Genomic DNA, 12071 nt, shown 5'->3' with positions numbered 1-12071 from the left:
GACGTTGCGTTCAACCACGCCGCTGCCGCAGCACGCGGACGTCGCCGCGGCGCAGCGTCAGTCCCTCGCGGTCGAACGCCTCCAGCAGCGCTTGCGCGTACTTGCGCGAGGTCTGCAGCTCGTCGCGCAGGCCGGCCAGCGTGATCTCGTCCATCGCGACCACGCGCTCGCGGACGGCCGCGAGCGCGTCGACGTGGATGTGCATGGTCGGCCCGAGCCGCACGGCGCGGCCGTGCTCGCGCAGCGCCGCCAGCGACTCCGCGTCCTCGTCGGGCGGCGGCTCGTGGGCGGCGGCGAGCAGCGCTGCCTCGAGCGCGAGCGCCCGGGGGCCGAGCGGCGCGCGCTGCGGCGCGGGCGCGGGCTCGGCCGGAGGCGCCTCGGGTTCCGGCTCGCCGCGCTCGAGCCGGGTGAGCCGGGCGAGCAGGTCGCGGCTCGGCCCGTGGCGACGCGGGGCCGGATCGAGCACGACACCGCCGCCGAGCGTGTCCGGCGGCGCCAGTGACCGGATCACGAGCCGGTCGCCCGCCGCGGGCACGATCGGCTCCTCCAGCCGCAGCTGGAAGAAGCGGCCGCCGAGCTCGACGAGCCGCGCCGCGGACTCGCGCGTGCCGTGATGGACGGCGACGCGCGCGCCGCCGTCGGGCCGCGCGTCGGGCGTAGCCCAGGTGAGCGCGACGTCGACGCGATACGTCGCCTCCAGGGTCTCGCCGACCACGATCACGTCCCCGCGCGCGACTTCGTCGCGGCCGAGAACCAGGTTCAGGGCGACGCGCTGGCCCGCCTCGGCGCGCTCCACCGGCTCGTCGTGGACCTCGACGCCGCGGACCCGCGCGTCGCGGTCCGCCGGGAGCACGGTCACGTGGTCGCCGCGCGCCACCGTGCCGGACCACAGCGTGCCCGTGACGACGGTGCCGGCGCCCTTGATCGTGAAGGCGCGGTCCACGTGCAGCCTCGCCGGGCCGTCCGAGACCCGCGTCGCGACCCGCTCCGCCGCGCGGGCCACCGCCGCGCGCAGCTCGTCCAGGCCCGCACCCGTGCGCGAGGACACGGGCACGCGCTCGGCACCCGGCAGCAGCTCGGCGGCCTCCGCGGCGGCTCGCGCGGGGTCAGCGAGGTCGGACTTGGTGATCGCCACCACCCCGACGGACACACCGAGCGCGGCCAGCACGGCGGCGTGCTCGCGCGTCTGGGGCATCACGCCGTCGTCGGCCGCGACGACCATCAGGTAGAGGTCGATGCCGGTCGCCCCCGCGACCATCGTGCGCACGAAGCGCTCGTGGCCCGGCACGTCCACCACGGACACCCTCCCGCCGGGCAGGGCCAGCGGCGCGTAGCCGAGCGCGATCGAGATGCCACGGGCCTGCTCCTCGGGCAGGCGGTCGGTGTCGACGCCGGTCAGCGCGCGTACGAGCGCGGTCTTGCCGTGGTCGATGTGGCCCGCGGTCCCGAGCGTGAGCGGCATGCTGGAATGAGCCTGACATGCGGGACTTCGACGAAGTGGCGCGCGCGATCGCGGGCATTCCGTTCATGTCGCCCGCGCAGGGACGGCTGGTCTACGAGCACGTCCAGCGCACCGACGCGCGCGACGTGCTCGAGCTCGGCACCGCGCACGGCGTCGGCGCGGCGTACATGGCGGCGGCCGGCGCGAACGTCACCACGGTCGACTTCGCCGGAGCGCACTACGACCCGAGCCCGGAGGAGACCGCGCGCCGCGCCGGCGTGGAGCTGACCGTCGTGCGCGAGTTCTCCTCGTACACGTGGTGGCTGAAGACCCAGGTCGAGGAGCGCTCGGACGCGCACGGCAACGTCACGCCCGCGTACGACTTCGTCTACCTGGACGGCGCGAAGAACTGGACGATCGACGGCCTCGCCGTGATCCTGATCGAGAAACTGCTGCGGCCCGGCGGCTGGCTCCTGATGGACGACCTGCACTGGACCTACGCGCAGGACCCGCACCGCGACGCCACCGACGGAATCGTCCACCGCGAGCTCTCCGAGCCCGAGCGCACCGAACCGCACCTGCGCGCCGTGTTCGACCTGATCGTCGCCCAGCACCCGAGCTTCACGGAGCTGCGCCGCGAGGACGAATGGTGGGGCTGGGCGCGCAAGCACCCCGGCGCGCCGCGGACCTACAGCGTCACCACCTCGCGGCCGCTCAGCGCGCTGATCACCAACACGGCGCGCAAGGCGGCTAGGAAAGCGCGCCGCCGTGTGGCATCCTTGCGCTAGATGACCGCGCGCGCCTCACGAGTACGAGTACTCCCCGCCGCGCTTCTCATCGTCCTCTGACGCACCCTCGCGTCGCCCTCATCCAACTCCCAGGAGTCCACATGCTTCTCGTCGTACTCGCCTCCGTCCGGCACACCCTCGTTCATACACAGCGCGCATGCGCGGCGCCGACTCCCTGATCCGCGCGCTCGAGGGCGCGGGCGTCGACACCATCTTCGGGGTTCCCGGCGGCGCGGCGCTGCCCGTCTATGACGCCCTGTTCGACAGCTCCATCCGCCACGTCCTGATGCGCCACGAGCAGGGCGCGGGCCACGCCGCCGAGGGCTACGCGCGCGCGTCCGGCAAGCCCGGCGTCGCCCTCGGAACGTCCGGCCCAGGGGCGACGAACCTCGTCACCGCGATCGCCGACGCGCAGATGGACAGCGTCCCCACGTTGTTCATCACGGGCCAGGTGAAGACGACGCTCAGAGGCACGAACGCCTTCCAGGAGGCGGACGTGATCGGCATCACGCAGCCGATCGTCAAGCACTCGATCGCGATCGAGCGCGCCGACGACATCGCCCAGGCCGTCCAGGACGCGCTCCACATCGCGACCAGCGGCCGCCCCGGGCCGGTCCTTATCGACCTGCCCAACGACATCGCCACGGCGCCCGCGCGCGCGGACACCGGCGACACCCAACTCCTCGGCTACCGCCCGTGCCCGCGCCCGAACGGCCATCAGGTGCGGATCGCGGCCGAGGCCCTGGCGGTCGCCCGCCGTCCCGTGCTCTACGCCGGCGGCGGCGTCGTCAACGCGGGCGCCGCCCAGCAGCTGCGGGACTTCGCGCTCCTCACGGCCGCGCCCGTCACGACCACGCTGATGGCGCTCGGCGCGTTCCCCGCGTCCGATCCCGCCTGGCTCGGGATGCTCGGGATGCACGGCACGCGGGTCGCGAACTGGGCGATGGACGAGGCCGACCTGATCGTCGCCATCGGCGCCCGCTTCGACGACCGCGTGACCGGCGCGGTCGACGAGTTCGCGCCGCACGCGAAGATCGTCCACATAGACATCGACCCAAGCGAGATCGGCAAGATCGTCGACGTCCATGTCCCGCTCGTGGGCGACGCCAAGCTCGTGCTGGAGGCGCTCACCCGCGCCTACGAGAAGCTCGACCCCGACCCTGCCCGGCTCGCGGCCTGGTGGTCACGGATCCGCGGCTGGCAGGCCGACCATCCGGCTCGTACCCCCGATCCCGAGCCCGGCTGCGTGGACCCCGAGGACGCGCTCGACCAGCTGAGCGCCGCCCTCGGCGACGCGATCGTCACCACCGACGTCGGCCAGCACCAGATGTGGGCCGCCAACCGCCTCAAGTTCGAGAACCCGCGTCAGTGGATCACGAGCGGCGGGCTCGGCACCATGGGCTTCGGTCTGCCGGCCGCGCTCGGCGCCAAGGCCGCGCATCCGGACAAGCCGGTCGTCTGCGTGTCCGGCGAGGGCTCGTTCCTGATGAACGTGCAGGAGCTCGCGACCGCCGTCGAGGAGGACCTGCCGGTGAAGGTCGTCCTGCTCGACAACGCCTGCCTCGGGATGGTCCGCCAGCAGCAGGACCTGTTCTGGAACGGCCGGCGGTCCGCGGTGAACCTCGGCGCGAGCCCCGACTGGGAGCTGCTGGCCCGCGCGTTCGGCGTGAACGTCCGCTCGATCGGCGACGGCGACGAGGTCCCCGACGCCCTGGCCGAGACGCTCGAGGAGGACGGTCCGTCGCTCCTGCACGTGCGGATCGCGCCGGAGGCGAACTGCCTACCGATGTTCAAGCCCGGCGGCGCCGCCCGGGAGATGATCGGCTAGCAGACGCACGACCGTCTCCAGCTCGTCCGGCGCCAGCGTGCGGGGGTCGAGCAGGAGGCGGTCGTCCTCGATCCGGCCGACCAGCGGCGGGTCACCGCGCCGCAGGGCCTCTGCCAACGAGGCGTCCGGGAGCGCGACCACCGGCCCGGGCAGCTCCACCAGCGGCAGCGCGCCGCCGCCGACCCGCGCCGTCGACTCGATCACCTCCGCGCCGGGAATCCGCTCCGCGAGCCACTCGGCGCGCGCCCGCAGGTCGGTCGCATTGAGCATCGCCAGCACCGGAATGTCCTCGGGCGCGTCGCGGTGCAGCCGCAACGTCGCTTCCAGCGCGGCCAGCGACAGCTTGTCGATCCGCAGCGCCCGCGCGAGGGGATGCCGCCGCGCCGCGTCGACCGCCTCGGCGCGCCCCACCAGCAACCCGGCCTGCGGCCCGCCCAGCAACTTGTCGCCGGAGAACACGACGAGCGCAGCGCCCGCCGCGACCGATCGCCGCACCGGCGGCTCGTCGTGGACCGGGTCGAGCGCACCGGAGCCGACGTCGTCGATCACGGGCACGCCGAGCTCGCACAGCGCCTCGATCCCGACGTCCTCGACGAACCCGAGCTGGCGGAAGTTCGACCGGTGCACCCGCAGCACCGCGCCCGTCTCCGGCCCGATCGCGTCCGCGTAGTCGCTCAGCCGCGTGCGGTTCGTCGTCCCCACCTCGACGAGCCGCGCACCTGCCTGCGCGATCACGTCCGGTACCCGGAAGCCGCCGCCGATCTCCACCAGCTGCCCGCGCGAGACGACGATCTCGCGCCCGCCGATCGCCGCCACCGCCAGCAGCGCCGCGCCGGCGCCGTTGTTGACCGCGAACCCGGCCTCCGCGCCGGTCAGCTCGCGCAGCAGCGGTTCGACGTGCACGTGCCGGGAGCCGCGCCCGCCGTCCTCCCACTCGAGGTTCGAGTAGCCCTCCGCGGCCGCGAGCACCGCGTCCCGGGCCGCGGGCGCGAGCGGCGCGCGGCCCAGGTTGGTGTGGACGATGACGCCGGTGGCGTTCAACACCCGCCGCAGCGACGGGCGCCCCGACGCCGCGGCCCACTCGCGCGCCCGCGCCCCGAGATCCACCTCGTCCGCCGCGCCCGCGAGCAGCTGCGCGCGCCGCTCGGCGAGGACGGCCCGCGCCGCCGCGACCGCGACCGCCCGCGGCGCGTCGACCGCGGCCGCGAGCGCGTCCACCGGTGGCAGGTCACGCAAGCTCATGCGATCGGAGCGTAACCTGCCCCGTATGGCCATCGAGGACAAGGATCTCTCGGTCGCGCCGGTCGTCGGGCCCGATGATCCGCGCCGGTTCACCGATTCGGGCATCGAGGTCAAGACGCTCTACACGAGCGAGGACCTGCCCGAGCGCCTGGACCTCGGCAAGCCCGGCGAGTTCCCGTACACGCGCGGGGTGCACGCGGAGATGTACCGCAAGCGCACGTGGACGATGCGCCAGTACGCCGGCTACGCGTCGGCCAAGGAGTCCAACGAGCGCTACAAGTACCTGCTCGCGCACGGCGGCTCCGGCCTCTCGATGGCCTTCGACCTGCCCACGCAGCTCGGCCTGGACTCCGACGATCCGCGCTCGCTCGGTGAGGTCGGCCGCACCGGCGTCGCGATCGACACGCTCGAGGACATGCGCACCGCGTTCGATGGGATCCCGCTCGACGAGGTCAGCACCAGCATGACCATCAACGCGCCCGCCGCGGTCCTGCTGCTGCTCTACGAGCTCGTCGCGGAGGAGCAGGGCGTCGACTCCACCAAGCTCCGCGGCACGGTCCAGAACGACATCCTCAAGGAGTACATCGCCCGCGGGAACTTCATCTTCCCGCCCGAGCCGTCGATGCGGCTGACCACGGACCTGTTCGCCTACTGCAAGCAGCACATCCCGAAGTGGAACACGGTCAGCATCTCCGGCTACCACTTCCGCGAGAAGGGCGCGTCCGCCGTCCAGGAGGTCGCGTTCACGCTCGCATCCGGGATGGCGTACGTGCAGGCCGCGATCGACGCCGGCCTCGCCGTCGACGACTTCGCCCCCCGCCTCGCGTTCTTCTTCAACGGCCACAACAACGTCTTCCAGGAAGTGGCGAAGTTCCGCGCCGCGCGCAACATGTGGGCGCACGCGATGAAGGAGCGCTTCGGCGCGCAGGACCCGAAGAGCCTGATGCTGCGCTTCCACACGCAGACCGGCGGCGTGACGCTCACGGCCCAGCAGCCGCTCAACAACGTCGTGCGCGTCGCGCTGCAGGGCTTCGCGGCGGTCTGCGGCGGCACCCAGTCGTTGCACACCAACGGCTTCGACGAGGCGCTCGCGCTCCCGTCCGAGCGCGCCGCCAAGCTCGCGCTGCGCACCCAGCAGGTGATCGCCTACGAGTCCGGCGCCACCGACACCGTCGACCCGTTCGCCGGCTCCTACTACGTCGAGGCGCTCACGGCCGAGATCGAGCAGCGCGCCTGGGCGCTGATCGACAAGGTCGACGAGCAGGGCGGCTCCGTGAACGCGATCGCCTACATCAAGAACGAGATCGAGGAGTCCGCGTTCGGCTATCACGAGCGCTACCGGACCAAGCAGGACATCGTCGTCGGCGTCAACGAGTTCGTCGAGGACACCGCCGAGGTCGAGGAGATCCTGTCCGTCGACCCCGCGTCCGAGCAGGCCCAGGTCGAGCGCCTGAAGGCGTTCAAGGCCGCCCGCGACAACGAAGCCACCCAGCACCGGCTCGGCGAGCTGCGCACCGCCGCCAAGGGCACCGACAACCTGCTGCCCCCGATCCGCGCCGCGCTCAAGGACGGCGCGTCCGTCGGGGAGGTCTGCGGCACCCTGCGCGAGGTCTTCGGGGAGTATCAACCCGAGATGTAGTCAACTGGCGCATCCTGACGCGCCGTCACTTAGCGTTTCACGGCGTGAAACGCCTGTTCGCCGCCGCCCTGCTGTTCTTCGCCATCGCCTCGCCCGCTTCCGCGGAGCTGACCGTCACGACGACCGAGACCCAGGCGGGTGATCCGTCGAATGTCACGATCGACGCGCGGTTCACGGCATCGCCGTCCCGCGTCGACCTCAGCCTGCCGCCCGGCCTGGTCGGCAATCCGAACGTGCCCGGCAAGACCAAGTGCCCGGTGGCGACGTTCCGGGCGGGCGCCTGCCCCGGCACGTCGGACGTCGGCGACGCGTCGGCGACGAGCGGGCTCTTCACGCTCACGGGCAACGTGTACAACCTTGTGCCCGAGCCCGGCGAGCCGGCGCGGCTGGGGATCGCGATCGAGTTGCTGGGACTGTTTCCGCTCGTGCGCAACGAGGCGTCCATCTCGCTGCGGCCGGACGGCGGGCTGAGCTCGACGATCGCGTCGCTCGAGACCGGCGGGCTCAACCTCAACCGGCTCTCCATCACGCTCGACGACTCGTTCATGACGCTGCCGACCTCGTGCGGCACCCACGTGATCACGCTCAACGGCGAGAGCGACACGTTCGCGACCGACGGCTGCGAGAACGTGCCCTTCACGCCGTCCGTGGCCGCCGCGCTGCAGACGACGCAGCGCGCGGTCCCGAGCGGCGCGACCGTCACGCTCAACCTCCCCGAGGGCGACTCGCACGTCAAGCGCGCCGAGATCGTGCTGCCCGAGGGCACGACGCTCTCGCCGGGCGTCGCGAACGGGCTCGCGGGCTGCTCGGACGCGCAGTTCGCCGGCGAAGGCTGCCCGGCGGCGGCGCAGGTCGGCGAGGTGAGCTTCGTCACGCCGCTGCTCGGCACGCTCGGCGGCCGGGTGTACTTCGGCGACGGCTTCCGGCTCTACGTCGTGGTGGACGGGCCGGGCGTGCAGGTCAAGCTCGCCGGCGACGTCAAGCTCAACCCGGCCAACGGCCAGATCACGACGGTCTTCGACAACCTGCCGCAGGTGCCGTTCACCGCGTTCGCGCTGTCGTTCGCGGGCGGCGCGAAGGCCGTGCTCAACAACCCGAGCACGTGCGGCGAGAAGACGCTCAGCGCGACGCTCACGCCGTGGAGCGGGACGGCGCCGAAGCACGCGACGGCGAGCTTCACGATCGACCAGGGCTGCGCGCTGCCGGCGTTCGCGCCCGGGCTGCAGGTCTCCGCGGCCTCGACCGCCGCGGGCCGCCCGGCCGGCTCGGTCACGATGACGATCACGCGCCCCGACGGCGCCGAGGACCTCTCGCGCGTCACCGCCGACCTCCCGCCGGGCCTGGCGGGCTCGCTGAAGGGCCTCCCGCCCGGCACGCGCGTGGGCAGCGTGAGCGCCACCGCGGGCGCGGGTGAGGCGCCGGTCGCGCTGTCGGGCGACGTCTTCCTCACCGGCCCGCAGGACGGCGGCCTGGCCGGCTTCCAGATGGTGATCCCGGGGAAGGTCGGCCCGGTCGACCTCGGCACGGTGACCGTCAACGCGTCGATCAAGCTGCGCCCGGACGGCGGCCTGACCGTCACGACGACGCCGCTGCCGCGGCTGGTCGGCGGCGTGCCCGTCTCGATCCGCTCGTTCGCGCTCACGCTCGACCGGCCGGGCTTCATCCTCAACGCGTCCTCGTGCGCCGAACAGGCCGTCAACGCGACGCTCGAGGGCGTCGGCGGGACCGTCGCCAAGGTCTCCGCGCCCTATCACGCGACGGACTGCGCCGGGCTGGCGTTCGCGCCCAAGCTCGAGGCGACGCTCGGCGCGCGCGGCAAGACGAAGGTCGGCGCGTTCCCGCCGCTGAAGGCGGTGATCACCGTGCCTCCCGGACAGTCGTCGACCGCCGTGGCCGACGTTGCGCTGCCGCAGATGCTCGGGCTGGACCTCAAGAAGCTCGCGAAGGCCTGCAGCGGAGCGCAGTTCCAGGCCGGCAGCTGCCCCGGCAGCGCGCGGATCGGTTCCGCCGTGGCCACGACGCCGCTGCTCGACAGCCCGCTGATGAGCCCGGTGACGCTCGCCTCGCCCGCGCTGGGCGAGCTGCCGGGGCTCGCGCTGCAGCTGAGCGGCATCGTCACGCTGCCGCTGTTCGGCAAGGTCGCGCCGCCCGTCGGGACCAAGGGCCGGATCGCGAACTCGTTCGCGGGCATCCCGGACGTGCCGCTGGAGCGGTTCGAGCTCACGTTCACGGGTGGGACCAACTCGCCGCTGCGGCTCAACAAGGACGCGTGCCGCGGCCCGCGCCAGCTCGTGATCGGCAAGCTCACGGGCCACAACGGCGCGGTCGCGAACCTGTCCGTGAAGCCGAAGATCGTCGGCTGCGCGCCGACCGTCACGCTGCGCCGCCGGGGCGGCAAGCTGCGCGCCACGGCCAAGCCGGGCCGCGACGGGGCGAAGGTCCGCTCCGTCAAGGTCGGGAAGAAGACCAAGAAGGGCTACCGGGTCACCGTCAAGGACGCGGCCAAGGAGACGTGGAAGCTGGTCGTTAAAGTCCGCCGGTAATGCGCCAGAAGGCCCCCGAGACGTTCGCGGAACGCCTTGCCCAGCTCCAGGAGCTGCGCGAGGCGGTCGTGGACCATGCGTCCGAGAAGGCGGTCGAGAAGCAGCACGCGAAGGGCAAGTACACGGCCCGTGAGCGGATCGAGAAGCTGCTCGACCCCGGCTCCTTCCAGGAGCTCGACACCTACGTCCGCCACCGCACCACGGACTTCGACATGCAGAGGAACCGTCCGTGGGGCGACGCCGTGGTGACCGGCCACGGCACGATCGACGGGCGCCGCGTGTGCGTCTTCTCGCAGGACTTCACGGTCTTCGGGGGCTCGCTGGGCGAGGTGATGGCCGAGAAGATCGGCAAGGTCATGGACCTGGCCGAGAAGATCGGCTGCCCGGTGATCGGCATCAACGACTCGGGCGGTGCGCGCATCCAGGAGGGCGTCGTCTCCCTGGCCGGCTACGCCGACGTCTTCTACCGCAACGTGCGCGCTTCGGGCGTGATCCCGCAGATCTCGCTGATCATGGGCCCGTGCGCGGGCGGCGCCGTCTACTCCCCGGCGATCACCGACTTCATCTTCATGGTGAAGGAGACCTCGCACATGTTCATCACCGGCCCCGACGTGATCAAGACGGTCACGGGCGAGGAGGTCGGCTTCGAGGACCTCGGCGGCGCGATGTCGCACGCGTCGAAGTCCGGCGTCGCGCAGTTCGTCTCCGACGACGAGGACGCATGCCTCGAGGATGCGCGCTACCTGCTCGGCTTTCTCCCGCAGAACAACCTCGAGACGACGCCGCGGGTGGAGCCGACCGACGACCCCGACCGGATGGACGAGGCGCTCGACGCGATCGTCCCGGACAGCGCGAACAAGCCCTACGACATCCGCGACGCGATCCGCCTGATCGTCGACGACGAGGAGTTCTACGAAGTCCACGAGCATTACGCGCAGAACATCGTGTGCGGGTTCTCGCGGCTCAACGGCCACGCGATCGGCGTCGTCGGCAACCAGCCCAAGGCGATGGCGGGCGTGCTGGACATCGACGCGTCGAGCAAGGCTGCGCGCTTCGTGCGCTTCTGCGACGCGTTCAACCTGCCGCTGCTGACGTTCGTCGACGTCCCGGGCTTCCTCCCCGGCACCTCGCAGGAGTGGGGCGGGATCATCCGCCACGGCGCCAAGCTGCTCTACGCCTACGCCGAAGCGACCGTGCCCAAGCTCACCGTCATCACGCGCAAGGCGTACGGCGGCGCGTACGACGTCATGGCGTCCAAGCACCTGCGCGCGGACTTCAACTTCGCCTGGCCGACGGCCGAGATCGCCGTCATGGGGCCCGAGGGCGCCGTGAACATCATCCACCGCCGCGACATCGCCTCCTCCCCGACGCCCGAGGAGCGGCGCAAGAAGCTGATCGACGACTACAAGGCGCGCTTTGCCAACCCCTACACGGCGGCCGAGCGCGGGTACGTGGACGACGTGATCATCCCGCACGAGACGCGCCCCAAGCTCATCGCCTCGCTGGAGGCGTTGCTGACCAAGCGTGAGGCCGGGCCCAAGCGCAAGCACGGCAACATCCCGCTGTAGATGCTCGTCGAGGGCCGCCACGTCCGCCAGACCGGCAGCCCGGGCCGGTATGCGGTCGTCCGACTGCGCGTGGAGGCGGGCGCCGGCTTCGAGTTCGTCGACGAGACCGCGCCGGGCTTCCCGCCTGAGTTCGTCGCCGCCACCCGCCGGGGAGTGGAGGCGACGCTCGGCTCGCTCACGGACATCCGCGTCACGCTCGTGGAGGCGAAAGACCACCTCGTGGACTCGTCCGAGCGCGACTTCGAGATCGCCGCCGAGCAGGCGATCTCGAAGGCGCTGGAACTCTAGATGTAACGGGGTTCAGGTCTTCGGCGTGAACCGGAGGATCGACCACCCGTCCGCGGTCTCCTTGACAACGAGCCGCCGGTTCTCCTCGACGCGCAGGGTCCGGTCCTCGGCGCTCCCGCGCGGGAACGAGAGGATCCACGTCGGGTGGCCATCGACGTCGCTGCCGTCCCGCCGGTACTGCGCCCGCAGCCGCCCCGGGTCGCCGCCCGACAGCGTCCGCACGGCCGTCCGGCAGATCTCCGCGAACGAGATGCCCGCCAGCGCCTGCAGGTCGAGGTCGTTGTCGCCGTTGAACGGCCAGTAGGGCGCGCCTTCGCCGCCGTCGGGGCTCGCCAGTCCCTGGGCGAGCCGCCCCTCCGGGAACAGCGCGAGCAGGTTCGCGAGCTCGGCCTCGCGGGTCGGCGGCGGATTCTCGGCGGAGTGGACAGTCGGGTCGTACGGGTCCGGTTCACCCGTATAGTCCTCGATCGAGTAGAACCCGAACAGGCTGCTCTGGGCCTCCGGGACGAACAGGCGGATCTGCTGTTGCAGGCCTTCGACCACCCGGCCGTAGTCGCAGCCGAGCAGGCGGTCGTTGAACCCGTCGACGATGAACCGCGCGAGGCCCTCGCCGTCAGCGGCCCGCCGGTCGGGAGCACCGGCGGCGGCGCTCGGGGCCTTGGCGCTCGGCGTCTCACCACCGCAGGCGGCGAACAGCACGGCGAGCGCGAGCACGACGAAGTGACGCGTCATGG

At 72.2% G+C, this 12071-nt stretch carries 9 protein-coding genes; 6 read left to right on the top strand and 3 right to left on the bottom strand.

Features of this window, described 5'->3' with window-relative positions:
• Positions 1-10: 10 nt before the first annotated feature.
• Entirely contained in the window at positions 11-1462 is a 1452-nt protein-coding gene (gene selB / locus OJ962_RS16460; RefSeq protein ID WP_202954966.1) for a selenocysteine-specific translation elongation factor, read from the bottom strand.
• Positions 1463-1479: 17 nt separating this feature from the next.
• On the opposite strand from selB, the gene OJ962_RS16455 reads away from it, so the two are divergent.
• Together OJ962_RS16455 and ilvB are read left to right on the top strand one after the other, a co-directional pair.
• Positions 1480-2229 carry a class I SAM-dependent methyltransferase gene (locus OJ962_RS16455; RefSeq protein WP_202954965.1) on the top strand — a complete coding sequence of 250 codons (750 nt, stop codon included), beginning with the start codon at positions 1480-1482 and terminating at the stop codon, positions 2227-2229.
• 157 nt (positions 2230-2386) lie between these two features.
• Entirely contained in the window at positions 2387-4057 is a 1671-nt protein-coding gene (ilvB, locus tag OJ962_RS16450; protein WP_202954964.1) for a biosynthetic-type acetolactate synthase large subunit, read from the top strand.
• Here ilvB and selA read toward each other — a convergent pair.
• A complete protein-coding gene (gene selA / locus OJ962_RS16445; RefSeq protein ID WP_202954963.1) occupies positions 4010-5299 on the bottom strand; it encodes an L-seryl-tRNA(Sec) selenium transferase in 1290 nt (429 codons plus the stop codon). The two genes, ilvB and selA, sit on opposite strands and share 48 nt — an antisense overlap.
• A gap of 25 nt (positions 5300-5324) precedes the next feature.
• Here selA and OJ962_RS16440 point away from each other — a divergent pair, with 25 nt between their 5' ends.
• The 4 genes from OJ962_RS16440 to OJ962_RS16425 are packed head-to-tail and all read left to right on the top strand — an operon-like array spanning position 5325 to position 11337.
• Entirely contained in the window at positions 5325-6938 is a 1614-nt protein-coding gene (locus tag OJ962_RS16440) for an acyl-CoA mutase large subunit family protein (protein WP_202954962.1), read from the top strand.
• A gap of 44 nt (positions 6939-6982) precedes the next feature.
• Positions 6983-9481, top strand: coding sequence for a hypothetical protein (locus OJ962_RS16435; RefSeq protein ID WP_202954961.1), 2499 nt, complete (start codon positions 6983-6985; stop codon positions 9479-9481).
• The gene (locus OJ962_RS16430; protein ID WP_202954960.1) at positions 9481-11049 is read left to right on the top strand and encodes an acyl-CoA carboxylase subunit beta; all 1569 of its coding nucleotides are present in this window, start codon (positions 9481-9483) and stop codon (positions 11047-11049) included. Before OJ962_RS16435 ends, OJ962_RS16430 begins: the two co-directional genes overlap by 1 nt.
• The gene (locus OJ962_RS16425) at positions 11050-11337 is read left to right on the top strand and encodes a hypothetical protein (protein ID WP_202954959.1); all 288 of its coding nucleotides are present in this window, start codon (positions 11050-11052) and stop codon (positions 11335-11337) included. It abuts the gene before it with no gap.
• A 12-nt stretch (positions 11338-11349) separates the two neighbouring features.
• Here OJ962_RS16425 and OJ962_RS16420 read toward each other — a convergent pair whose 3' ends face one another.
• Positions 11350-12069: a hypothetical protein gene (locus OJ962_RS16420; RefSeq protein WP_202954958.1), complete on the bottom strand. Its 720-nt coding sequence runs from the start codon at positions 12067-12069 to the stop codon at positions 11350-11352.
• Positions 12070-12071 lie beyond the last annotated feature (2 nt).

Source organism: Solirubrobacter deserti (assembly GCF_027587175.1).
Classification (GTDB): domain Bacteria; phylum Actinomycetota; class Thermoleophilia; order Solirubrobacterales; family Solirubrobacteraceae; genus Solirubrobacter; species Solirubrobacter deserti.
This window is presented reverse-complemented; position numbering and strand designations above follow the sequence as displayed.

What these genes read in the sequence shown, in the direction of transcription:
- OJ962_RS16425 (WP_202954959.1), top strand. Translation starts at nt 11,050, where the DNA reads ATGCTCGTCGAGGGCCGCCACGTCCGCCAGACCGGCAGCCCGGGCCGG.
- ilvB (WP_202954964.1), top strand. Translation starts at nt 2,387, where the DNA reads ATGCGCGGCGCCGACTCCCTGATCCGCGCGCTCGAGGGCGCGGGCGTC.
- OJ962_RS16420 (WP_202954958.1), bottom strand. Translation starts at nt 12,069, where the DNA reads ATGACGCGTCACTTCGTCGTGCTCGCGCTCGCCGTGCTGTTCGCCGCC.
- OJ962_RS16455 (WP_202954965.1), top strand. Translation starts at nt 1,480, where the DNA reads ATGCGGGACTTCGACGAAGTGGCGCGCGCGATCGCGGGCATTCCGTTC.
- selA (WP_202954963.1), bottom strand. Translation starts at nt 5,299, where the DNA reads ATGAGCTTGCGTGACCTGCCACCGGTGGACGCGCTCGCGGCCGCGGTC.
- OJ962_RS16430 (WP_202954960.1), top strand. Translation starts at nt 9,481, where the DNA reads ATGCGCCAGAAGGCCCCCGAGACGTTCGCGGAACGCCTTGCCCAGCTC.
- OJ962_RS16440 (WP_202954962.1), top strand. Translation starts at nt 5,325, where the DNA reads ATGGCCATCGAGGACAAGGATCTCTCGGTCGCGCCGGTCGTCGGGCCC.
- selB (WP_202954966.1), bottom strand. Translation starts at nt 1,462, where the DNA reads ATGCCGCTCACGCTCGGGACCGCGGGCCACATCGACCACGGCAAGACC.